Below are 21896 nucleotides of genomic sequence, written 5' to 3' on the forward strand. Positions count from 1 at the left end.
CCGGCAGGTCAGCTCCAGACCGTACGGCGCATCCCGTCGTGCTCCGCGCAGGTGTCCCGGCGGCCGCCGGTGAGGCTGACGGAGCCGTCGCGGCACTGCACCAGGTAGCCCCGGCCGGCCCAGAACTCGGGCGCGCAGTCGAACCAGTCGCAGATCTCGGCGGCCGGCCTGCGGATGCGCTCGCCGCCGCAGAAGTCGTACCCCATCGGGTTGGCGGGGGCGCCGCAGAGCCGCTCCCTGGCGGGCGTCGGCGAGGGCGGGGCGGTGCCGCGTCGCGGCTTCGACGCGGCCGGTGGCGTTTTCGTCGGCGTGGTCGGGAGGGCGATCGGCGGGGCGACCGGCGGGACGGCGGAGCCGCCCGGCGCGGGGGTGGCGGCGACGGCGACCTCGGGGCCGGCCGGGTCGGACGGGTCGGTGTCCAGCAGCGCGGCGGGCACCAGCAGGGCGATGCCGGCGGCGACGGCCACGGTGCGTCGTCCGCCGGGCACGAACGCGAAGGGCCGGGCCTGCGCCGGGGTGGCGATCTGTGGCCGGAACGGTTTGAGCTGCGCGTGTTCGGCGATCGCCTCGTCGAGCTGGTCGAGCACCGCGCCGCGCTGCTCGATGGCGTCGGCGAAGGCCAGGGTCAGCTTGAACCGGAAGTCGGCGGCGACGTCGGCGGGAAGCATCAGGCCGGAGGTGCGCCGCCGGTCCAGCACCTGCATCAGGGTGACCGGCGCGTGCGGGTCGTGGGACAGGCCGGTCATCTTCCCGTACGACCAGTCGCGCCGGCCGCGACCGCCGAGCAGCACCAGCCGGCGGTTGGTGATCACCGCCATGCCGGCGTCGGAGACCCGGACGCCGTCGGGCCTGCGGGGCCGCAGCGGCGCGGGCGCCGGGGTGACCGTCAGGTCGGGCGCGGGCAGCACGGTGGCGTGCCGGACCTCCACCAGTTGCGCGGCCGGCAACACCCAGAACACCACTTCGTCGGGCGCGAGCCCCAGGGGCAGGCCGGCGCCCGCCGCCGCCGAGCCCTGGAAACCCTCGGCGAGGGTACGCAGGCGGCGCAGTTCGTCGTCGCGCCGTCGCCATGCCCTGTCGGCGCTGCGGAACTCCCGCCGCCGCCGTTCGTTCTGCCGGTGCACCCACCGGTACCGCCACGTGGAACCCGTCGAATCAGTCTTTGCCACGCCGACTCCTTCGCCGCGCAGGCCACCAACCGGGGTGTCACCGGTGTCAACTGCGGCGGCGTGCGGCAGGGACACGCCGGAACGGGCAAAATGGCCGATCGGCGGAGCAAATCGGACGATAGGCGGATTTCATCGAGCCGATTCGCGTCCTCGGGCGTGTCGGGGAGGACGGCGGCAGCGAACGCGATCGCGCCCGCCCGGTCGGGTGACCGGGCGGGCGCGACGGGGTGACCCGGGTGGCGGATCAGTGGCGGCGGCCCTCCCCCACCCGGTAGGTGCGCAGGTTCGGGTCGGCCTTGATCTGTGCCTCCGTGTACTTGACGGTGTCCCAGCCCTTGCCCGAGTAGAGCCGGGTCTGGTCGCCGTACCAGGGCGAGTTCGGGTTGGCCGACTGGGAGTAGGTGAGGATCTGCCGCCCCGAGGGACCGTTCGGGCCCAGCTCGACGGCCATCACGAAGGACGAGCCGTGCACCACCTTCTGGTAGCCGACACCGGGCGTGAGCGGACTGATGATCATGTTGAACACGCCGGCCTCCGCGCGCCCGCCGTGGATCGGGATGCGCCGGTCGCCGCGCGGTTCGGTCTGGACGTCACCCAGGCGCGCGTCGAGCGGGATGCCCGCGAGCTTGCGGACCGCGTCGGCGAGCGCGGTGAGCACGCGCGGGTCGGCGGTGTTCAGCCGGCTCGGCGTGTGCACCGGGTCGCCGGCGTCGAACGCGTCGGCGAACCGGACGCCGCCGGACAGCGCGAACTCGGTGAACAGGTGCGCTCCCCGGCTGTCCAGGTCCACGCGCAGATCCCAGCCCTTCAGCGCCGTGCAGGCCCCGCGCAGGTCGACGGTGGTCCCGTCCGAGGCGGTCGCGGTGGGATTCGCGACGCACAGCGCCACCAGGTCGTCGCGGAACAACTCGCCGCCGTACGCGCGGTTGCCGAAGACCGTCTGCCACAGCCGGGACGTGGTGTAGCCCCGCCCGGGCAGCCCGTCGGTGCCGGCGAGCCGCCCCTGCACCTGCTCCACGCCGAGGCGGGTACGCAGGCTGCGCTCGGTGCGCTCGTTGCCGATGATCCGCGGGTACCCCTCCAGCGGCGCCGCCGGGTTGGCCAGCCAGTGGCTGTCGTTGGAGTTGGTCACGTAGTCGGCGCGGAACGACACCGGCAGGTTGGCCGGGCCGAGGATTCCGGGCACCGCCGCGTCGGAGTCCCGACCCAGCGCGCAGGCCGACCGGGAGCCGTCGAGGACGGCCTGGCCGCTGCTGGCGTAGAGCGGCTGGAACGGCGCGGGGATGCAGGCGGCAGCCAGCTCGTGGGTGACCCGGGGCACCACCGAGTGGTCGGCGTAGAGCGACTCGCCGCGGGCGTCGGCGGCGATCACGTTCACCCAGGGCAGGAACTGGTAGCGGTCCAGGACCTGCTTCAGCTCGCGGACCGTCTTCGCCCGGCCCATCTGGAGCCAGCCGTCGAAGGCACGGTTGTTGGTCGCGTTGACGTCGGTGATCGCGTACGCGGCGGTGGCGGTCCAGTCGAAGGTGCCGGGCACGACGACGACCGGGCCGAAGTGGGTGTCGTGGAAGGTGCGGCTGACCGGCACGGTGCCGCCACCCGGGGCGGGCACCCGGACGGTGACCGTGCGGGTGGTCATCTTCCGGGCCCGGCCGTCCACGTAGTACGAGGTGGGATCGCCGGGAACCAGCGCGAGGCGGTGCCAGACGAAGCGGCGGGCGGTGGAGACGGTGTGGCTCCAGGCGAGGGTGCGGTTGTGCCCGATCTCGATGATCGGGTCGCCGACCAGCGCCGCGCCCTCCACGTCGTAGCGGCCGGGGACCTTCAGGTGCATCCGGTAGAAGCGTTCCGCCCCCTCCCACGGGAAGTGCGGGTTGGCCAGCAGCATCCCGCCGCCGTGCGTGGTGGCCTGCGCGCCCAGCCCGTACGCGTTGCTGCCGACACCGGCCGGCGCGCCGTCGCGGGCGGCGACGACGGCGGCGGCACCCGGCGCGTCCAGGACGGCGGCCGGGCCGGTGGCCGTGGGCGGGGCGGCGGCCACGATCCCGTCGAGCACCGCCCGGGAGCCGGCCCGGACCATGCTGGCCCAGCTCGTACGCCACATGTCGAGTTCGGTCAGCGGACGCACCCACGGCTTGCCCCGGCACGCCGGGTCGGTCAGGTTCGCCGCGCCGGTGTGGCGCAGGTAGTTGTTGTAGCCGGCGACGAAGCCACGGATCTGGTCGCGGATCTCGTTCGACGGGGAGTGCACACCGTCGCGGGGACCGCGCAGCAGCCGCTCCGCCGTGCCGTCGTCGATCGCCTTGCGGAAGAACAGGTCGCTGCGCACGTTCGCGTCCGTGGGGCTCGCCGCCCCGAAGTAGCGGGACCGCTCGGCGTTGACGGTGACGACCTTCTCCGCGATGACGCAGATGTTGTCCTCGGCCTGGACGTGGCCGACGCCGAAGCCGATGCTGGCGAAGGAGCGGGCGGTGATGTGCGGGACGCCGTACGACGCCCGCCGGATCTCCGCCGAGTAGCCGCCGTCACGGTGTTGCGCGGCGGCCGGCGGAACGCCGGTGACCACTGTGGCGACGACCGTGGCGAGGGCGGTGACCACCGCACAGAGTGGCTTTGGCCTCATCGGGACTTCCTCCCGTCGGGTGGACGTGTGAAGTGTTCACACCGACGGCATTCTCGCCGGGTGCGGTCGCGCCGAGGAAGACCCGAACGGGAAACGGGTTGTTCCCCCTACGGGCGGCCCGGACGCTGGGTAACGTCGGCGGCACCCGAGTTCGACAAGGGGGTGGGACCGGTGGGCGACCCGCTCCGCCCGGTGGTGATCGGCGTCGACATCGGCACCACCAGCACCAAGGCGATCGCGTACGACGTGGACGGCATCCGGCTCGCCCACCACTCGGTCGGCTATCCGCTCGACGAGCCCCACCCCGGCTACGCCGAGCAGGACGCGCGGCACATCCACGCGGCGGTGCTGGAGTCCCTCCGTACGGTCGTGGCGGAGCTGGACCGGCCTGTCGCCGGGCTGTCCTTCGGCACGGCGATGCACAGCCTGATCGGGCTGGACCGGGACGGCCGCCCGCTCACCCCGTCGATCACGTGGGCCGACTCCCGGGCCAGCCGGCAGGCCGAGCGGCTGCGCGCGGCCCCGTCCGGGCTGGCGCTGCACCGCCGCACCGGCACTCCGGTGCACCCGATGGCGCCGCTGCCCAAGCTGCTCTGGTTCGCCGAGCAGGAGCCGGTGCTGTTCGGGCGGGTGGCGTACTGGGTGGGCATCAAGGACTGGGTGCTGCTGCGGATGTGCGACGCGCTGGTGACCGACCATTCGGTCGCCTCCGCCACGGGGCTGATGAACCTCGGCCGGCTCTCCTGGGACTCCGAGGCGCTCGGCATCGCCGGGATCACCGCGGAGCAGCTGCCGGATCTGGTGCCCACCACCACCGTGCTGCCCGGCCTCACCGCCGAGGCCGCCGAGGCGACCGGGCTGCCCCCGGACACGAGGGTGGTCGTCGGCGCCGGGGACGGCCCGCTGGCCAACCTCGGGCTCGGCGCCGTCGCACCGGGCGTGATGGCCTGCTCGGTCGGCACCAGTGGCGCGATGCGGGTGGTGGTGGAACGCCCCGGCGTCGACCCGCTCGGCGGGGTGTTCTGCTACGCGCTGACCGAGCACCGCTGGGTGGTCGGCGGGGCGATCAACAACGGCGGCATCGTGCTGGACTGGGCCGGCGACGCGCTCGCCCCGGAGCTGGGCGAGGACGCCGAGGAGGAGCTGCTGGCGCTGGCCGCCCGGGCACCGGTTGGCTCCGGCGGTCTGATCATGCTGCCGTACCTGCTCAGCGAGCGCGCCCCGCACTGGAGCGCGCTGCCCCGCGGCGCGTACGTGGGGCTGACCCACGGGCACCGCCGCGCGCACCTGGTGCGGGCCGCGATGGAGGGCGTCTGCCAGCAGTTGGCGCTGGTGCTGGCCTCGGTACGGGCCGCCGGCAACGAGGTCCGGGAGATCCGGGCCGGCGGCGGCTTCTCCCGCAGCCCGCTGTGGCGGCAGATGCTCGCCGACGTGCTCGGCGTGCCGGTGCGTTTCCCCGCCGGGCACGAGGGCTCCGGCTTCGGCGCGGCGCTGCTCGGCATGCAGGCGTTGGGGCTGATCCCCTCCGTCGACGTCGCCGCCGACCTGGTGCGCATCGACGAGACGGCACACCCCGACCCGGCCGCCGCCGCCACGTACGCCGCCCTGCTGCCGCTCTTCTCCCAGCTGTACGACGCGCTGGTCCCCACGTTCACGTCGCTGCGCCGCCTCGCCCCGGGCCTGTCGCCGGACTGACCCGCCAGCTGACTCAGGCCGGCGGTTCGGCGTCGAGCAGGCGGCTCGCGGCGGCGCGGGCCTCGCGGGCGGGCTCGGCGCTGCCGGCAATGGCGGCGGTGACCATCGCACCGTTGGCCAGCAGCGTGAGTTGCGCGGCGAGCTGCGGCGGACGCCCCGCCGCGGCGACGAGCGCCGCGAGGTGGTCGGCGAAGGCCCGCTTGTGCGTACGCACGATCTCGACCACGTTGGGCGACGAGCCGCCCAGTTCGGCGAAGGAGTTGATGAAGGCGCAGCCCCGGTAGTCGGGCTGGCCGAACCAGTCGTGCAGGTAGTCGAAGACAGCCAGCACGCGCTCGGTCGGGGTCGCCCGCGCGGAGGTGTAGGCCTCAATCCCGTCCCGGACGGCCCGGTCCCGCCGGCGCAGCACCGCCTCGACCAGGTGCTCCTTGGAGGGGTAGAGCTGGTAGGTGCGCTTGAGCGAGACGCCGGAGGCGGTTCGGATGGCATCCATCCCGACCGCCTGGATGCCGCGCTCGTAGAAGAGCGTGTCGGCCGCATCGAGCAGTCGCTCCTCGCCCGTCGTGTGCTCCATGTCAAGACCCCTTGCCAGAGAACCATCGTTCTCCTACGGTATCAACCAGACAGAGAACGATCGTTCTCTCGATGTCGAGGAGTACCCGTGTCTCCCTTCGCCACCCGTCACCACCTGGCCACCGTCGCCGGTCAGCAGATCTTCTACCGGGAGGCCGGCAACCCGTCCCGCCCCACTCTGGTGCTGCTGCACGGCTTTCCCAGCAGCTCACACATGTTCCGCAATCTCATCACCGCGCTGGCCGACGAATACCACCTCGTCGCGCCCGACCACGTCGGCTTCGGCAACTCCACCGCCCCGCCGGTGGGCGACTTCGACTACAGCTTCGAGCGGCTCACCGAGATCACCCTCGGCCTGCTCGACGCCCTCGGTATCGACCGGTTCGCGCTCTACCTGCACGACTACGGCGCCCCGATCGGGCTACGCATCGCCAGTCGGCACCCGCAGCGGGTCACCGCCCTGGTCGCCCAGAGCGGGAACGCGTACACCGAGGGCTTCACCCCCTTCTGGGATTTACTCTTCGCGCATGCCAAGGACCGGGCGACCCACGAGCCAGAGGTCCGCAAGCTGCTGACGGCCGAGGCCACCCGCTGGCAGTACACGCACGGCGTGCCGGCGGACCTGCTGGACCGCGTCGCACCGGAGACGTGGCACCTCGACCAGGCCGGCCTCGACCGGCCCGGCAACGCTGAGATCCAGCTCCAGCTCTTCTGGGACTACCAGTTCAACCTCGACGTGTACCCCGACTTCCAGCGCTACCTCCGCGAGCATCGGCCGCCCACCCTGGTCACCTGGGGCCGGCACGACGAGATATTCGGCGCCGCCGGCGCCGAGGCGTACGCCCGGGACCTGCCCGACGCCGAGATCCACCTGCTGGACACCGGGCACTTCGCCCTGGAGACGCACGGCGACGAGATCGCCGGGCTGGTCCGCGACTTCCTGCGCCGGGTCCGCTAGGCACGGCCTCGACCGCCCTCGGCCCGCCGGCGCCGGCCCGGCGGGCCGTTCGGGCCGGGGCGGTCCGGCCGGGCCGTCTCCGGGGCGCGGTCGCGTCCGGGCGGCACCTGCAGCAGGTCGCTGGCCTCGTTGCCGGCCGGGTCAGGGGGCCTCGACGCCGGATATCCGGTAGCGGTGCACCTCCGCGCCGAGGATCGTCACCGCCTGCTCACTCGAGGGGCCGGAACCCCGGAAGTCGAGCAGCTGCCCCTCGGACTCCCAGCGCTCGTAGACGTTGATCCGGCCCGCCTCGACCAGGTCCGCGCTGATCGCGAAGTCGACGCAGCCCGGCGCGGAGCGCGCCTGCCGGATGACCTCGGCACAGTCGGCCAGGTAGGCGTCCCGCTGGTCCGGATCGACGTAGAGACTGCCGGCGACGATGAGCACGTGACCTCCCGGGACGTCCGCGCCCCTCAGGCGCGGGTGATGGCGTTGGAGTGGATGGCCTCGCTCAGATAGGCGGCCATCCCCGGCTTGATCTTCTCGAAGTACGCGGTGAACCGCTCGTCCGCCACGTACATGTCGGCCAGACCGGTGTGGACCTCGTACGAGCACTCGTAGAACCAGCGGCTGATCAACTGTCGGTGCTCCTCGGCAAGGTCCATCGCCGCCGGGCTGTCCGCCGGCGCACCGGAGGACATCACCTCGACGAACCGCCGCCCCCAGTCCTCGTTCTCCGCCTTGTTGCGCAGCCAGTCGCCCTTGGTGTAGCGGGACACGCGCCGGTTCGACTCCCGGTACGCCTCGGTGCCGCCCCAGCGCTGCTCGGCCTCCTCGGCGTGCACGTCCGGGTCGAAGTCGCCGAAGACCTCGAACCGCTCCTGCGGGGTCAGTGGGATGTTCAACTTGCTCGCCTCCATCGCGAACTCGATCGCCGTGACCATCTCCTGGAGCTTCCTGATCCGTACGCTCAGCAGCTCGTGCTGGCGGCGCAGGTGCGCCGCCGGGTCACTCGCCGGGTCGTCGAGGATCGCGGCGATCTCCTCCAGCGGGAACCCCAGCTCCCGGTAGTAGCGGATGTGCTGTAACCGCTCCAGGTCCGCGTCGTCGTAACGCCGGTAGCCGGTGCCGCTGCGACCGCTGGGCGAGAGCAGCCCGATCTCGTCGTAGTGGTGCAGCGTCCGCACGGTCACCCCGGCCGCCTTCGCCACCTGTCCCACCGTGTGTGCCATGGTTTCCCTCCCTTCCGGGAAGCAGGCTCCCGCCTACCGTTACGTGAGGGTCAAGTCCGATTCTGGCCTGCCCCTCCATCGCCCGTGGGATCGCCGAGCAGCCGGCGCTCGAGGCAGCCCGCAGCGCTCGGAAGCAGCCGGCGTCAGCCCCGATTTTGCACCTCACCCACCGACCATCATCACGCTGCGTAATCCAGGCCATTCCATCACGCAGCGTCACCCAGCTGCGGAGGTCCGCACCCGACCTGTCGGCCCTTTGCTCTGCATCCCTCGCCGCACCACAGGCTTGACCTGCGCATATCCGCCCGGCCGAAAGATCACGAAACTGACGCAGCGTGACTGTTGCGTCGGTGGATGCAGAGCAAAGCGTCGAGAGGGCCACTTGACGACCACCCACAGACATCACCGGCAGTGACGATCCTCGGCCGCTGCGGCGGTGGCGGTGGCGGTGGTGGTGGCGGTGGCGGCGGTGGTGGTGGCGGCGAAGGTGGCGTGCCAGTCGGTCAGGCCCACTCCTCGTCGGGATCCCCGTCCACCTCCGTCGGCAGGGCCGCGACCACACGGTTCGTGGTGCCCGCGTCTGGGCCGGGTGTGGCTGGCACGGCAACCAGACCGGGGTCGGGCGTCGCGGGCGCGAGGGCCGGTGGGCCGCCGTGGGTCCACGGCGTCTCCTCCACGGCCGGAAAGGCGCCCGCCGGCATGAACGTGTCCGACAGGGTCGTGTAGCAGAGCCGCTCCCCCACCTCGGGCACGGTGCCCGGCGGCGCGGTCAGCCCCCGGCCCATCCCGCCCGACAGCTCCAGCACCACTTCGGTCTTGCCGTCCGCCGCAGGCACGACGAAGACCACCCGGGCCTTCTGCGCCGGCCGGGCCGGCGAGTACAGCGTGGCGCCGACCGGTGTCGACACGGGTTCGGTGGTGACCAACTGGATGCGGGGACGCAGCACCGGCCGCTTGCCGGTGTCGTCCACCCGCTTCGGGTCGGCCAGGATCACCTCGCCCACGAACGCCTCCCCGGTCAGCCGATGCTCCGCCATCACCAACGGATCGTCGTAGGCGCGCTGCACCGCGTAGGAGGTCAGGGCCCGTTCCAGCCGGTGCAGCCGCTGGGCGGCGGCCACCGCCCCGTCCCGCCGGGGCTGCGGCGCGCCGCCGGCGTCGACGTGTTCCGCGTAGCCGGTGAAGGCGTCCTTGTCGCCGTCCCACCGGCCGGTCACCCGGGCGCCCGGGGGCAGGCCGCGTAGCAGCCCCACGCCGCGCCACATCAGCTCCCAGGTGGGCGCGAGCTGGTCGCGCAGCAGCCGTTCCAGCTCCGCGTACGCCCCGGCGCGCGCGACCGGGTCGTCCTCGGCGTCGGCGTACGCGGCGATGGCCGGCGCGAGCCGGTGGTTGTCGAAGTCGGGGTCGGTGGCCGGGCCGGCGGGCGGGCAGGTGTCCGGGTCCTCGGCCCGGGCCGCCGCCTCGGCGCCGGTGAGCCCGGCGGGTGGGTCGATCCAGCCGAGCAACGCCGGCAGGTGCAGGTCCTCCACCACGCTCTGCCCGGTGGCCCAGTGCAGCGTCAGCGCGTCGGTCATCGCCACCAGCGCCGACGAGCCGGGATGCTCGGCCCGCTCGGCGAAGAACGTCAGCCAGCGTCCGAGCACCGGCACCGCGGGGTGCACCGGGTAGTCCCCGTCGGGGCGGCGGAAGCGGGTGGATCGGCCGAACAGCCGCAGGAACGTGACCCCGGCCGGGTTCGGCACCAGCAGTTGCGGGGCGTCGACATGCCGGTAGCGCACATCCCTGCCCCGGTCGACCGGCACCGCTTCCGAGACGCCCCGGAACCCGTCCAGGTAGGGCAGTACGATCCCGGCCAGCTCGGCGGCGAACGCGAACCGCTGGTCGCGGTTGCGGGGCTGCGGCACGATCAGCAGCCGAGCCGCGTCCGGCGCGTCGCCGACCAGCGCCGCCAGCGGGGCGTTCGCCTCGCCGGCCATCGCCAGCGGCACCAGCACCAGCGGTCGTTCGGCCAGGTGCAGGTGTCGGACGGTCGCCACCGGCTGGGCCACGCCGGCCGCGAGCGCCTGCGCCCTGGCGAGCGCGCGAAGCGTACTCATGCGGGGGTCCCGGCGAGGGCGTCGGCGCGCAGCCGGGCGGCGGCCCGCAGCAGCGCGGCGGCCTCCTCCTGCGCGGGTTCCGGCGCGCGCTCGCCGGCGGCCAGCGCCAGCACCTCGGCGACCTCCGCGACGCCGCCGAGCGCCTCCCGGACCGGCCGGCCCAGCGCCCCGGTGTGGCCGCGCGCCTCGTTCCGGCAGAAGTACGCCAGCTCGCAGGCCGCCAGGCACTCGGGCGCGTAGCGGGCCGCCACCGTCGACAGGGCGGCGAGCAGCGCCGCCGGCTCGGCCGTCACGTCGGCGGTGAACTCCTCGGGCACGCCTGCCAGCAGCGCGTCGACCCGGGCCATCCGGTCGAGCTGGCGGCGTAGCACCAGCAGTTGCTTGCGTACGTCGACCAGGCTGGCCACCGGCTGGTTGGCGAAGTCGCGCGGGCAGACCAGCACCGCCTCGTGCGACACCAGCTCCGGGTCGTGGCCGGCGGCGGCGAGCAACTCGCGCAGGGCCAGCACGTAGACGGCGGCCTGGATCGCGGCGGCGGACACCTTGGCCGGGTCGGCCTGACCGTCGACCACCGGGAACGACTTGATCTCGACCACGTGGTACCGGCCGGCGAGCCGGGCAGCGACCAGGTCCGGCTCCAGGTGCACCCGGCGACCGGCGACGTCCAGGCCCAGCAGCGGATGGTCGAACAGCGCGGCGGTGTCGTCCGTCCCGCCGGGGGTGGCGCCGGTCAGCAACTCGGCGGAGCGCCGGTGCCGGGCGGCCGTGTCGTCCGCGACGCCGTCGCCGAGGTCCGTCCAGCTCGCCGCCGCCGGCACCGGTACGCCCAACCGCTCCGCGACCAGCCGCAGCAGCTCGGCCCCACCGTCGGCCTTGACCTGGGCCTCGAACGCGTTGCCCCGGGTGATGGCGAACCGGGACTGCCCGAACCGGGCGGGAAACCCGATCCGCGCGGCCAGCTTCGGCTTGTCCACCCCGGCGCCGTCCAGTACGGCCCGCCGGGTGCAGCCCGGGTTGCCGGTCAGGGCGGCGATGGTGCGGGCGTTGTGCCGTCTGGCCGGCACGCCGCCGCGGATCGCGGCCAGTCGCTCCTCGGTGCTCGTCACGATCCGCCACGATAGGCGGTCACCGCCGCCCGCGCCGGACGCCGCCCCGGCCGGCAGACGTTCGGCGACGTCCCGCCGGCCGGCATCAGGACGGGCCGGAGAGGGCGGCGACGAGCCCGAAGCCGCCGCAGCAGAGCACCCCGATCACGGCGAACGCCACCAGCACGATGCTGTAGTTCGACCACAACCCGAACCTGGTCACGTCGGTGCCCTGCCCGTCGTGGACGCGGTTGCGCCAGCCGCCGAAGCGGAACGACAGATGGTGCACCGTGCCGGGGTGCACGAGCAGCGTCGTGGTCATCACCGGGACGCCCATGAAGTCGGTGTACCGGACGTCGTGCTGCCCCGCCGGTACGGCCACGTGCCAGGTGCCCTCGCCGGGGATCGGCACCGCCTGCCCGGCGACCTTGAACCTGCTGCTGGCCGGCGCGGGCACGATGTACGGGCCGCGGTTCACCGAGACGACGAGCACCGCGTAGCCCGGCGGGGCGGCGATCGGGTGGGGGTAGGCGATCATGGGAGTCACCGGTCCGGGCACCGGCGGGTACGACGCATGAGGGTGGTACGACATCGACACATCCTGGCACGGCCCCACCACCCCGCCGAGGCTCGACGAATCACGAACCGTCAGCGTTCGGCGGAGCGATTCCGGGGTGAACGGGGCAGGGCGGTGCCGGCCAGCGGCCGGCGGTCGCGGCGACGTCGGCGGCCGGGGGTGCACGGCGGCCGGGAGACGGTGTGCACGGGCACCGGGGCGGGCTGCCGGCCGATCAGCCAGCAGAGGAAACGGGCCATCGGTGGGGCTCAGCCGACCGGGAGGCGCTCGGCCTCGGACCGCGAGACGTCGTACTGGGCGCCGCAGAAGGTGCACTGCTGCACGTAGCGGGTGCGGATCGGGATGATCGGCACGAAGAACAGGCTGAACCTCGTCGACCGGCGCGTGATCACCTGCGCGGCGAGGTTGTGGCAGTTGCGGCAGACCTGCTGCGCCACACCGGACCGGCTGACCTTGGTGCGGAGCCCGAAGATGAAGAACATCGCCCGTCAGTACCCACCAGAAGTCCGCCTCTCACCTCTATCCCCTGACGGCGCGGCTGAACCCACCGCGCGGTATAGCAATCGGTATACTCTGTCCGTGGAGCAGGAAGAGTGGGACGTCTTCGTGGTCGACGAGGTCCGCGAGTGGATAGGCAACCTCGATTCCCCGAGCCTCGCGCGGGTCGTCCAGGCCATCGACGCCCTGGCCGAAGCGGGGCCGGGGCTCGGCCGGCCCCTCGTCGACACCATCACGGGGTCGACGATCGCCAACCTCAAGGAACTGCGGCCAGGCTCGGTCCGCATCCTGTTCGTCTTCGACCCGTGGCGCTCCAGCATCCTGCTCGTCGCTGGCGACAAGGCCGGCCAGTGGAACACCTGGTACCGACACGCCATACCACTGGCCGAACAACGCTATGAGATCTACCTCAAAGAACGGGCACAGCAGGAGGGGGGACAACGGTGAGCGGTCATGTGCGGTGGAAGGACATCCGGGCGGAGTACGTGCATCGTGCCGGTGGTGAGGAGGCGATACGGGCAGGCAAGGAGGAACTCCTCGCCGAGGTCGTCGGGCATCGCCTGGCCGAGATCCGCCGCGCCCGGGGGTTCACCCAACAGCAGATCGCCGAGCGGATGGGTGTCACAAAGGGCCGGGTGTCCCAGATCGAGCAGGGCAGGATCTCCGGCCAGGACGTGGTGGCCCGCTACGCGGCGGCCCTCGGCGGGCGGCTGCACCAGGCCATCTACTTCGACGACGGCGACATTGCCGCCATCGCCTGACCAGGTCGGAAGGTGCCTGGCCTGCTCCGCGGCCAGGCACCTTCCCGTGTACGTCAGCTCGTCGCCTGCGCGGCCTCGGGCTCCAGGCCCGGCACCTCGGCGGGGAGCCAGATGGGCTGCCAGTCCTTCATCTCGTGGAAGCGACGCAGCTCGGCCAGCCCGGAGACCGACCCGGCCCAGGCCCCGTACGGAGGGTTCTGCTCGTCGAAGCCGGACTGCACGAAGGTCAGCTTCGTCTTTCCCTGCGACTCGGCCAGCTCCCAGGTGCTGACGCCGGTCGGCCCCCAGTCCACCGACAGCTTCCGGCCCGGCTCCAGGTCGACGATCTGGGCCGCGTAGCCGGACTCGAAGCCGCCCATGGCGTAGCGACCGCCGACCCACGGCTCGATGCCGATCGGGTAGCCGAACCAGGCGCTGGCCTGCTCGGAGTCGGTCAGCGACTCGAACACCTTCGCCACCGGCGCGTCGATCAGCAGCTCGCCGCGCATCTCGGCGGAGGTGAAGTCGACCTTCGGCAACAGCGGCTGCCCCTCCAGGTGCGCGGCCAGGTTGGCGAGCGACAGGCTCCAGAACGTCTGGAGGACGCCCCGGATGCTGCTGCCGCTCATCGCCTCGGCGAAGTCGAAGTGGCTCTGGGTCAGCGTCAGCACCGTGGTGTCGGGATCCTCGGCGCGCAGGGCGAACTCGGTGGTGGTCTCCACCCCGTCGAGCAGCCACGCGAAGCGCAGCGTGTCGTCGTCGACGTGCAGCAGCCGCTGGTGCGGCGCGTCGCCCTCGGGGGTGTGGCGGCCCCAGAACTCGTACCGTTGCGGCAGCTCGACCTCGGCGTGCTCGGCGAGCCAGACGCGCAGCTCGGCCGGGTCGGTCAGGGCCCGGCGGACGACGCCGACCGGCGCGGCGAGACGGACGGGCAGCTTCATCAGGTCAGTCACGGTCTTTCCCCTTCGGATAGCAGGCCACGGCGAGCTTGAAGGCGTCGCCCTCGGCGCCCCCGTAGCGCGTGAACAGGTCCTGCAGAGCGGTCTGCAGGTCGTGCAGGAACTGCTGCCGTTGCTCGGCAGGCACCCGGATCTCGCCGGCGACCCCGATCGAGGGGAGCTCGGGGGCGGCCCGGTCCAGCCCGGCGATGTCGGCCTGGACCTCCTCCATCAGGTCCAGCAGGTAGCCGAGGCTCAGCTCGTCGCGGGCCCGGCGCAGGCCGATCCGGCCGACCAGCCGGGGCGACAGCCAGTAGGACCGGGCGGCGGCCTGGTAGATGCCCTCGGTGATGCCCCGGACTTTGCGCTCGTTGACCAGCTCGACCAGCCCGGCGGCGACGAGCTGCTTGACGTGGTAGTAGACGCGCTGCGGCGTCTGTTCCAGCCGGGCGGCGACCTCGGTGCAGGTGCGGGGCTCGGCCAGTTGCCGCAACACCTCGACGCGTTGCGGCTTGAGCAGGACCTCGGCCTGCTCGATCTGCTCCAGGTACAGGACGTCTCTCATGGCAAAATCAGTTTGTACGTACAAAACTTCTTTGTCAATGGCTTCGACGACAGCCGCGCCGATGGACGGCGCGGCTGTCGTCAGCGGATCAGGGCAGCCAGTCGGGGCGCAGCGGGTAGCCGCTCGCCCCCTCCGGGCCGTTGCGGGTGGCCAGCACCTGGTGCAGCTGGATGCCGTTGCGCTCGAACGCCAGCCGCGACCCGGCCATGTAGAGGCCCCACACCCGGGCCGTGCCCGGCCCCACCTCCGAGACGCAGAAGTCCCAGTGCTCCACCAGGTTGCGGCACCAGGCGGCCAGGGTCAGCGCGTAGTGCAGGCGCAGGTTCTCCTCATGCTGCACCTCCAGCCCGACGTCGTGGATCTCGCTGACGACGCGCCCCGGGCCGGCCAGTTCCCCGTCCGGGAAGACGTACCGGTCGATGAACGCGCCCGAGCGGTGCGGCGCGTGGTTGTCGGCCCGCGTGATGCAGTGGTTCAACAGCCGGCCGTCCGGCCGCAGCCGGTCCCGCAGGGCGCCGAAGTAGGCCGGGTAGTTGCGCACCCCGATGTGCTCGGTCAGCCCGATCGAGGAGACCGCGTCGAACTGCTCACGCGGCGCGTCCCGGTAGTCGAGGTGACGGACCTCGGCCAGGCCGGTCAAACCCTCCCGCTCGATCGCCGCCCGGGCCCACTCGGCCTGTGCCCGGGACAGGGTCACCCCGAGCGCCCGCACGCCGTACTCGCGGGCCGCGTGCCGGACCATGCCGCCCCACCCGCAACCCACGTCGAGCAGCCGCACCCCCGCCCTGAGCGCCAACTTCTGCGCCACCAGGTCGTACTTGGCCGTCTGGGCCTGCTCCAGCGTGTCGTCGGGCGAGCGGAAGACCGCACAGGTGTACGTCATCGACGGGCCGAGCACCTTCTCGTAGAAGGCGTTCGAGACGTCGTAGTGGTGGGAGATCGCGGTGCTGTCCCGCGTCCGCGAGTGCCGCAGCCCGTTCACCAGGCGCTTCCAGCGCGGCTGCGCCTCCTGCGGCGGGGGCGGCGGCGGCATCAGCCGCTCCCAGCCCAGCCCGCGCACCAGGGCCAGCCCCTCCGCCAGCGACGGCGTACGCAGCCGCAACTCGTCTTTGAGCACCCGCAACGCCTCGTACGGGTCGCCGGGGTGCACCCCCTGCAACGCCAGGTCACCGCCCACGTACGCCCGGGCCATGCCCAGGTCGCCCGGGGCGGTGAGCAGGTAGGTCAGACCCCGCTCGGAACGGATCGACAGGGTGATCCCGGCGTCGGCCGGGCCCACCGCGCTGCCGTCGTACCCGGTGACCCGCACCGGGAGGGCACCGGTGGTCAACGCGCGGACGACGTCCGCCACGGTCGGACCCGGGCGCCGGTTCCCCGCCGGCGGACTGGCGGGAGCGCTCGCCGCCCCCTGGTCTCGATCGGTCAGGCTCATGCTCGTGCTACCGCCTTCTCGTACAGTCCGGTGAGCCGATGGTCCGGGTCGTAGCGGTCCTTCACCGCGCGCCACGTCGCGCCGCCGTAGAGCCGGTCGAAGGATTCCCGGTCGTAGTACGCGTCGGAGTAGAGCGACTTGTGGCCGCCCAACTCCGACACCATTCGCTCGATCGCCCGGTTGACGTCGCCGTCGGCGGCGCCCCCCGCGATCGGCACGCTGCCCCAGAAGCCGATGTTCACATAGTTCTGCCCGGCCCGGAGCGGATACAGCGGCCAGGCCCGACCCGACCCCGGGCCGGACGGCTCGCGCAGCCGCAACGGGCAGAGCCAGACCGGGGTCATCCCGACGGTGCGGGCGAACCAGCGCAGGAACTCCGCCGTCCGCTCCAGCGGGACCTCCACGTCCTGCACCACCCGCTCGCGCGCCGGCTGGCCGCGCAGGCGGTCGATCCGGGCGGCCACGCCGTGCCGGTGCTCCAACCGGACCAGCCGGTGGTAGACGTCGCTGCGCCGCCACCGCGCCGGCCAGACCCGCCGGAGCACCGGGTGCTGCACCCCGAACGCCGCCGAACACCAGAACCAGTCGGTGTCCCAGCGCCACAGATAGTCGTACGTGGTCAGGGCGTCGTGCGTGCGCCGGCGCAGCGACCGGTAGTAGATGTCCTGGCCCGCGTAGTCGCTGACCGTCGGCGCGTCGTCGGTGAAGGAGCCGAGCACCAGGTACGCCTCGCCGGGGCTGAACATCACGCCGTCCATCGCGTCCACCGCCTCCCCCGCCCAGGTGCGGGTCGCGGTCACCTCGGCGAGCGCGTCGACGAGGGCCTCCAACCGGGTGAACCGGATGTTGCGCAGGGCCACGAACCGGCGTACGGGCTGGAGCCCGATGCGCAGCCGGGTGGCGTAACCGAGACTGCCCAGCGAGTTGGGGAACGCCGCGAAGAGGTCGGCGTGCTCCCCCTCCGGACGGGCGGTGACGATCCCGCCGGCCCCGGTGAGCACGTCCATCTCGACCACCGACTCGTGCGGCAGGCCGTTGCGGAACGAGGTCGACTCGATGCCGAGCCCGGTCACCGCCCCGCCGAGGGTGATGGTGCGCAACTGCGGCACCACCAGCGGCATCAGCCCGTGCGGCAGGGTCGCGTCGACCAGGTCCTCGTAGGTGCACATGCCCTGCACGTCGGCCGTGCGGGCGGCCGGATCCACGGCGAGCACGCCGGTGAGCCCGCTGACGTCCAGGCCCGGCGCGCGCGGGGCGGACCGGGGGCGGAACAGGTTGGAGGTGCGCTTGGCGAGCCGGACCGGTTCGCCCGCGGGCACCGCCGCATAGGACTGCCGCAGCCGGGCCACCGCACCGTCATGGTCGACCGGATGATGATCCACACGGACCGCACACATGCGATCACTGTACGCGCCAACACACCAATACGTGGGACACCTCACCCGCGGCGCGTTTCCCCGTCGATCTTGCAGTTTCGGCCCCCAGTTTGCCCCTTCCAGGGTGTTTTGCCTGGGCAACAAGTGCAAGATCGACGGGGCGGGGACGGGGAGTGCGGGGCGGGGGCGAGGGCAGGGCGTGGGGGCGGGGTGGGGTCAGGGGCGGAGGAGGCGGAGTTGGGCCAGGTGTTTGGGGAGGTGGACGCGGGCGTGCAGGTCCAGGGTGCGGCCCCACGGCAGCGGTTCGTCGACGACCAGGTCGAAGCCCTCGCGCAGGTGGGTCTCGACCGGGGTCTGCGCCGCCGGGCCGAGCCGGTCGGTCAACGCGCAGAGCTTCTGGCTGGTGGCCCGCAGCAGGGTGGCCAGCCCGTCCAGCCCGCCGCACTCGGCGACCAGCGCGTCGACCTGTGGGCGGTGGATGTTCTCCAGGTCGTAGTACGCGTACGGCGAGCCGGCGATGACCGCTTCGGTCGCCTCGGTCATCAGCTCGTCGTTGGCGGCGAGGTGGGCGACGATCTGCTCGGCGCTGAACTGGCCGGCCGGCGGCGCCCCGAACCCACCCGCGTCGACCTCCGCGAGCACCTCCTCGTACGCCTCCCGCAACGTCCCGCTGTCCATGTCCCCCAGTGAAGCCCGGGGCGCGGCGCCCGACCCGGCGTTCCCGTGGACCGTTCACCCGGAAGGGGCCGGCCGGGAAGCCGGGGCCGGGCGGTCCGATGGACGGGGCAGCTCGACAGCGCCCGAACCGCGTGGGCGGCACCGGGTCAGGCGGCGGGCCCGACCAGCTGGGTCAACGGGGGCGTTGGCGGGTGCGGAGGTAGTCGGAGACGACGTACTCGCCGAGGTCGTCCAGGTCGGGGGTGAACATGCGGCCGTTCGAGCGGCGGGCCACGGCGTCGACGAAACGGCGCAGGCCGGGATCGTCGCCGAGCATGAACAGGTTGAGCGTGGCGCCGCGGCGGGTGAGCCGGTCCACCTCGCGAACGGTCGCCTCGATCGTCTCCGGCAGCGGCGGCCAGTGGAACAGCGCCTCCCCGTCGTCCGGGTCCAGGTGGGCGGTCGGCTCCCCGTCGGTGACCACCAGCACCACCGGCTCGGCGCCCGGGTGCCGCCGCAGGTGCCGGGCGGCCAGCCGCAGCGCGTGCTGGAGGTTCGTACCCTGCCGCATGTCGGGCTCGACGGCGGCCAGCTCCTGCTGGGTCAGCGGCAGCGCCTCCAGGCCGAAGCCCACGATCTGCAACGCGTCCTGGGGGAACCGGGTGGCCATCAGGTGCGCCAGCGCCAGCGCGGTCTGCTTCATCGGGCCCCACCGGCCCTGGGAGACCATCGAGTAGGAGAGGTCGACGCAGAGCGCCACCGCCGCCGATGCCCGCCGCTCGGTCTCCACCACCTCGAAGTCCTCGACGGCCAGCCGCACCGGCACACCTGCCCCGGCGCGGCGGACCGCCCGGGTCAGCGTCCGCACCACGTCGAGGGGCTGCTCGTCGCCGTACTCCCAGAGCCGGGAGCCGCCGCTGACCTCGCCGGCGGCGCCCGCCGAGCGCAGGTCGTGCTGGCCGCGCGGCCCGGCCGTGAGGTCCGCGAAGACCCGCCGCAGCGCCGTGCCGCCGAGCCGGCGCAGCGCCTTCGGGCTCAGGGTCAGCCCGTCGGCGTCCCGACTCACCCAGCCCTGCCGGCGCAGCTCCCGCTCCAGCTCCCGCAGCCGGCGTACGTCGTCGGCGGCGTCGCGGCCCAGCGTCCGGGCCACCGCGTCGACGTCGACGTCGTCCAGCGTGGCGCCCGGATGCTCCTGGTCGAGTTGGTCCAGCAGCTCGTCCAGCTCGGCGATCTCGCCGAGCGCTCCGGCCGCCTCGCCGTAGCCGAGCGGCCGGTCGCCCCGCACCCGTTCGCCCCGGCCCCGGTGCAGGTCGGGGCGGAGCGCGCGGAGGTTGGCGTCCAGCGCGGACAGCTCCGCGGCGAGCCGGTCGCCGAGCGACTGTCGCATCAGTCCGGCCAGTTCCTCGCGTTGCCGGTCGGACAGCGAACGCATCAGCCGCTCACCGGCCGCCGACCGACGGGCCAGTACGTCGACCAGCTCGTCGACGTCGGCCGGCTGCTCCGGGAAGAACTCACCGTGCCGGCGCATGAACTCGGCGAAGGCGTCGGTGGTGTCCTCCGACCGGGCGTGCCGGCCGAGCAGGTCGTTCAGGTCCCGCATCATCTCGGCCAGCCGCTGCTGCGCGCCCGGGTCCGCCGAAGCGCGCACCGCGTCCCGCAGCCCCGCGAAACGCTGGCCGAGCACGTCGTCGCGGAGCCCGTCGAGGATCCGCTGGTACGTCCGGCGGGCCTCGTCGCTGGCCCACCGGTAGCCGGTCAGCTCCTGCACGGCGCGGGCCGTCGAGCGGGGCAGGTTGTCCAGCACCGCCTCGGCGAACCGCGCGGCGTCGTCGTCGCGCCCGCGCAGCTCGTCCCGTTCGGCCGCGAGCGCCTGGTCGAGCAGGGCCCGGGCCCGGGTCACCGCCCCGTCCAGGTCGCCCCGGCGCAACGCCTCGCGGCGCAGCCGCCTGGCCCGGGCGGCCAGGTCGTCGAGACCGCCGCGCCGCTGGGGGCCCTGACGCAGCAGTTCCCGCAGCGCCTCCCGGAGGCTGCCGCCGGCCAGCACCTCGGCGCCGACGGCGTCCACCGCCCCCCGCACGTCGTACGGGGGCGCGAGCGGGTCGGGGCCGCCCCGCCACTGCCCGTACCGGAACCGGTTGCCGGCCATGTTCAGGCCCGGCCGCCGTAGCGGGTCCGGCCGGAGTCGGTGACGTCCTTGCCGAGCCGGCGGGTCAGGTGCAGCCCCTCCAGGACGAACTCCACGCCGGCCGCGGCCTGGTCGGGGGTGGGCGCGTCGCCCAGCCCGAGCCGGTCCAGCGCCTTGGCCAGCCCCGGGACGGTGCCCACCTGGCGCAGCAGCTCGGCGGAGCCGACCAGTTCCCCGGTCTCGATCACCGTGTCCTCGTCGACCAGGGCGGTGAAGCCGGAGAGGTCCAGCCCGGCCAGCCGGGACCGGAACGTCTCGGCGGTCGCGGTCCGCAGCAGGTGGCCGAGGATCTCGACCTCCCGCCCCTCCTCGCCGCTCTCGAACTCGACCTTCCCCCGCAGCGTGCTCGTCACGGAAACCGCGTCCCCCACCCGCGCAACCGCCCCCTCGGATGAAAGGGAGGGCACCTTGTCATCGCTTTCTGATGTGGAAGGGGCCCTTCCTGACAGCTCGGCGGGGGGCAGCCCGGCGGCGAGCAGGCCGGCTCGGCGCAGCGCGGCGGCGGCGACCGTCTCGGCGGCAGCGATGGCGAAGCGGGCGGATACCCCGGAGCGCGGGTCCACCGACGGCGACTCGCGCACCGCGCGGGCAAACCGCGCGAGGACCTCCAGCACGTGCTCCGGCACCTCGGCGACCAGGTCGGCCTCCTGCCGGATCAGGGTCAGCTCCAGGTCGAGGTCGACCGGGTAGTGGGTACGGACCTCGGCGCCGAAGCGGTCCTTCAACGGGGTGATGATCCGGCCCCGGTTGGTGTAGTCCTCCGGGTTGGCGCTGGCCACCATGAACAGGTCCAGCGGCAGCCGCAGCTGGTAGCCGCGGACCTGGATGTCCCGCTCCTCCAGCACGTTGAGCAGCGCCACCTGGATCCGCTCGGCCAGGTCGGGCAGCTCGTTGACGGCGAAGATGCCCCGGTTGGTGCGCGGGACGAGGCCGAAGTGGATGGTCTCCGGGTCGCCAAGGGTGCGCCCCTGGGCGATCCGGATCGGGTCGACGTCGCCGATCAGGTCGCCGACGCTCGTGTCCGGGGTCGCCAGCTTCTCGCCGTAGCGCAGGGAGCGGTGCAGCCACGCCACCGGCAGGTCGTCGCCGGCCTCGGCGACCAGCGCCCGCGAGCCGGGGGTGAGCGGGCGCAGCGGATGCTCGTTGAGCACCGAGCCGGCGATCACCGGGGTCCACTCGTCGAGCAGGCCGACCAACGAACGGATCAGCCGGGTCTTGCCCTGGCCCCGCTCGCCGAGCAGCACCATGTCGTGCCCGGCGAGCAGGGCGCGCTCGACCTCGGGCAGCACCGTGTCGTCGTAGCCGACGATGCCGGGGAAGCGGTCGGCGCCGGAACGCATCCGGGCCAGGAGGTTCTCGCGGAGTTCCTGCTTGACCGTGCGGTACGCGTGGCCGGCCGCCCGCAGCTCGCCGAGCGTGCCGGGCAGGTCGGCCGGTGGGGCCGGGGTAACCGGGGAAGGCGCAGTCACCCGATCCACGCTAGCTCACGAAAGCGGTGAGCCCGGTCCGTCGACCGGG

At 73.1% G+C, this 21896-nt stretch carries 20 protein-coding genes; 4 read left to right on the plus strand and 16 right to left on the minus strand.

The window, feature by feature from the left end; translation table 11 throughout:
- Positions 1-8 precede the first annotated feature (8 nt).
- Together AB0D32_RS00945 and AB0D32_RS00950 are read right to left on the minus strand one after the other, a co-directional pair.
- A complete protein-coding gene (locus tag AB0D32_RS00945) occupies positions 9-1169 on the minus strand; it encodes a hypothetical protein (RefSeq protein ID WP_357082755.1) in 1161 nt (386 codons plus the stop codon).
- A 244-nt stretch (positions 1170-1413) separates the two neighbouring features.
- Complete coding sequence (locus AB0D32_RS00950; RefSeq protein WP_357082758.1) at positions 1414-3792, minus strand: acylase; 2379 nt, start codon at positions 3790-3792, stop codon at positions 1414-1416.
- Between the two features lie 171 nt (positions 3793-3963).
- On the opposite strand from AB0D32_RS00950, the gene AB0D32_RS00955 reads away from it, so the two are divergent.
- On the plus strand, positions 3964-5487 hold the full coding sequence (locus tag AB0D32_RS00955; RefSeq protein WP_357082761.1) for a gluconokinase: 1524 nt from the start codon (positions 3964-3966) through the stop codon (positions 5485-5487).
- A 13-nt stretch (positions 5488-5500) separates the two neighbouring features.
- Here the strand turns inward: AB0D32_RS00955 and AB0D32_RS00960 are convergent, their stop codons facing one another.
- Complete coding sequence (locus AB0D32_RS00960; protein ID WP_357082764.1) at positions 5501-6061, minus strand: TetR/AcrR family transcriptional regulator; 561 nt, start codon at positions 6059-6061, stop codon at positions 5501-5503.
- An 87-nt stretch (positions 6062-6148) separates the two neighbouring features.
- Between AB0D32_RS00960 and AB0D32_RS00965 the strand changes: the two genes are divergently transcribed.
- On the plus strand, positions 6149-7018 hold the full coding sequence (locus AB0D32_RS00965) for an alpha/beta hydrolase (protein WP_357082767.1): 870 nt from the start codon (positions 6149-6151) through the stop codon (positions 7016-7018).
- Positions 7019-7159: 141 nt separating this feature from the next.
- On the opposite strand, the gene AB0D32_RS00970 is transcribed toward AB0D32_RS00965, so the two are convergent.
- The 6 genes from AB0D32_RS00970 to AB0D32_RS00995 form a co-directional block, all read right to left on the minus strand.
- Positions 7160-7444, minus strand: coding sequence for an antibiotic biosynthesis monooxygenase family protein (locus AB0D32_RS00970; protein WP_357082770.1), 285 nt, complete (start codon positions 7442-7444; stop codon positions 7160-7162).
- 26 nt (positions 7445-7470) lie between these two features.
- Positions 7471-8229 (minus strand): MerR family transcriptional regulator, encoded by a 759-nt coding sequence (locus tag AB0D32_RS00975; protein WP_357082773.1) that lies wholly within the window; start codon positions 8227-8229, stop codon positions 7471-7473.
- A 503-nt stretch (positions 8230-8732) separates the two neighbouring features.
- Positions 8733-10325 carry a hypothetical protein gene (locus tag AB0D32_RS00980; protein WP_357082776.1) on the minus strand — a complete coding sequence of 531 codons (1593 nt, stop codon included), beginning with the start codon at positions 10323-10325 and terminating at the stop codon, positions 8733-8735.
- Positions 10322-11431 carry a hypothetical protein gene (locus AB0D32_RS00985; RefSeq protein ID WP_357082779.1) on the minus strand — a complete coding sequence of 370 codons (1110 nt, stop codon included), beginning with the start codon at positions 11429-11431 and terminating at the stop codon, positions 10322-10324. The genes AB0D32_RS00980 and AB0D32_RS00985 overlap by 4 nt, the downstream gene beginning before the upstream one ends.
- An 85-nt stretch (positions 11432-11516) precedes the next feature.
- On the minus strand, positions 11517-11948 hold the full coding sequence (locus AB0D32_RS00990; protein WP_357082782.1) for a hypothetical protein: 432 nt from the start codon (positions 11946-11948) through the stop codon (positions 11517-11519).
- Between the two features lie 287 nt (positions 11949-12235).
- Positions 12236-12469, minus strand: a complete 234-nt coding sequence (locus AB0D32_RS00995; protein WP_357082785.1) for a zinc-ribbon domain-containing protein — start codon at positions 12467-12469, stop codon at positions 12236-12238.
- A 97-nt stretch (positions 12470-12566) separates the two neighbouring features.
- On the opposite strand from AB0D32_RS00995, the gene AB0D32_RS01000 reads away from it, so the two are divergent.
- The gene (locus AB0D32_RS01000; RefSeq protein ID WP_357082788.1) at positions 12567-12932 is read left to right on the plus strand and encodes a type II toxin-antitoxin system RelE/ParE family toxin; all 366 of its coding nucleotides are present in this window, start codon (positions 12567-12569) and stop codon (positions 12930-12932) included.
- The gene (locus tag AB0D32_RS01005) at positions 12929-13246 is read left to right on the plus strand and encodes a helix-turn-helix transcriptional regulator (RefSeq protein ID WP_357082791.1); all 318 of its coding nucleotides are present in this window, start codon (positions 12929-12931) and stop codon (positions 13244-13246) included. The genes AB0D32_RS01000 and AB0D32_RS01005 overlap by 4 nt, the downstream gene beginning before the upstream one ends.
- A 53-nt stretch (positions 13247-13299) precedes the next feature.
- On the opposite strand, the gene AB0D32_RS01010 is transcribed toward AB0D32_RS01005, so the two are convergent.
- The 7 genes from AB0D32_RS01010 to AB0D32_RS01040 form a co-directional block, all read right to left on the minus strand.
- Positions 13300-14178, minus strand: a complete 879-nt coding sequence (locus tag AB0D32_RS01010; protein ID WP_357082794.1) for an SRPBCC family protein — start codon at positions 14176-14178, stop codon at positions 13300-13302.
- Complete coding sequence (locus AB0D32_RS01015; protein WP_357082797.1) at positions 14171-14728, minus strand: helix-turn-helix domain-containing protein; 558 nt, start codon at positions 14726-14728, stop codon at positions 14171-14173. Before AB0D32_RS01015 ends, AB0D32_RS01010 begins: the two co-directional genes overlap by 8 nt.
- An 88-nt stretch (positions 14729-14816) precedes the next feature.
- Positions 14817-16160, minus strand: a complete 1344-nt coding sequence (locus tag AB0D32_RS01020; protein WP_357082800.1) for a class I SAM-dependent methyltransferase — start codon at positions 16158-16160, stop codon at positions 14817-14819.
- Positions 16157-17557 (minus strand): FAD-binding oxidoreductase, encoded by a 1401-nt coding sequence (locus AB0D32_RS01025; protein WP_357082803.1) that lies wholly within the window; start codon positions 17555-17557, stop codon positions 16157-16159. The genes AB0D32_RS01020 and AB0D32_RS01025 overlap by 4 nt, the downstream gene beginning before the upstream one ends.
- A 195-nt stretch (positions 17558-17752) precedes the next feature.
- Complete coding sequence (locus AB0D32_RS01030; protein WP_357082806.1) at positions 17753-18214, minus strand: hypothetical protein; 462 nt, start codon at positions 18212-18214, stop codon at positions 17753-17755.
- Between the two features lie 172 nt (positions 18215-18386).
- Positions 18387-20339 carry a VWA domain-containing protein gene (locus tag AB0D32_RS01035; RefSeq protein WP_357082809.1) on the minus strand — a complete coding sequence of 651 codons (1953 nt, stop codon included), beginning with the start codon at positions 20337-20339 and terminating at the stop codon, positions 18387-18389.
- Between the two features lie 2 nt (positions 20340-20341).
- Positions 20342-21856 (minus strand): magnesium chelatase, encoded by a 1515-nt coding sequence (locus tag AB0D32_RS01040; RefSeq protein ID WP_357082812.1) that lies wholly within the window; start codon positions 21854-21856, stop codon positions 20342-20344.
- Positions 21857-21896: the final 40 nt, after the last annotated feature.

It is taken from the genome of Micromonospora sp. NPDC048170, from assembly GCF_040652795.1.
GTDB lineage: Bacteria > Actinomycetota > Actinomycetes > Mycobacteriales > Micromonosporaceae > Micromonospora.

What these genes read in the sequence shown, in the direction of transcription:
- AB0D32_RS00950 (WP_357082758.1), bottom strand. Translation starts at nt 3,792, where the DNA reads ATGAGGCCAAAGCCACTCTGTGCGGTGGTCACCGCCCTCGCCACGGTC.
- AB0D32_RS00960 (WP_357082764.1), bottom strand. Translation starts at nt 6,061, where the DNA reads ATGGAGCACACGACGGGCGAGGAGCGACTGCTCGATGCGGCCGACACG.
- AB0D32_RS00975 (WP_357082773.1), bottom strand. Translation starts at nt 8,229, where the DNA reads ATGGCACACACGGTGGGACAGGTGGCGAAGGCGGCCGGGGTGACCGTG.
- AB0D32_RS00980 (WP_357082776.1), bottom strand. Translation starts at nt 10,325, where the DNA reads ATGAGTACGCTTCGCGCGCTCGCCAGGGCGCAGGCGCTCGCGGCCGGC.
- AB0D32_RS00990 (WP_357082782.1), bottom strand. Translation starts at nt 11,948, where the DNA reads ATGATCGCCTACCCCCACCCGATCGCCGCCCCGCCGGGCTACGCGGTG.
- AB0D32_RS00995 (WP_357082785.1), bottom strand. Translation starts at nt 12,469, where the DNA reads ATGTTCTTCATCTTCGGGCTCCGCACCAAGGTCAGCCGGTCCGGTGTG.
- AB0D32_RS01015 (WP_357082797.1), bottom strand. Translation starts at nt 14,728, where the DNA reads ATGAGAGACGTCCTGTACCTGGAGCAGATCGAGCAGGCCGAGGTCCTG.
- AB0D32_RS01020 (WP_357082800.1), bottom strand. Translation starts at nt 16,160, where the DNA reads ATGAGCCTGACCGATCGAGACCAGGGGGCGGCGAGCGCTCCCGCCAGT.
- AB0D32_RS01025 (WP_357082803.1), bottom strand. Translation starts at nt 17,557, where the DNA reads ATGTGTGCGGTCCGTGTGGATCATCATCCGGTCGACCATGACGGTGCG.
- AB0D32_RS01030 (WP_357082806.1), bottom strand. Translation starts at nt 18,214, where the DNA reads ATGGACAGCGGGACGTTGCGGGAGGCGTACGAGGAGGTGCTCGCGGAG.
- AB0D32_RS01035 (WP_357082809.1), bottom strand. Translation starts at nt 20,339, where the DNA reads ATGGCCGGCAACCGGTTCCGGTACGGGCAGTGGCGGGGCGGCCCCGAC.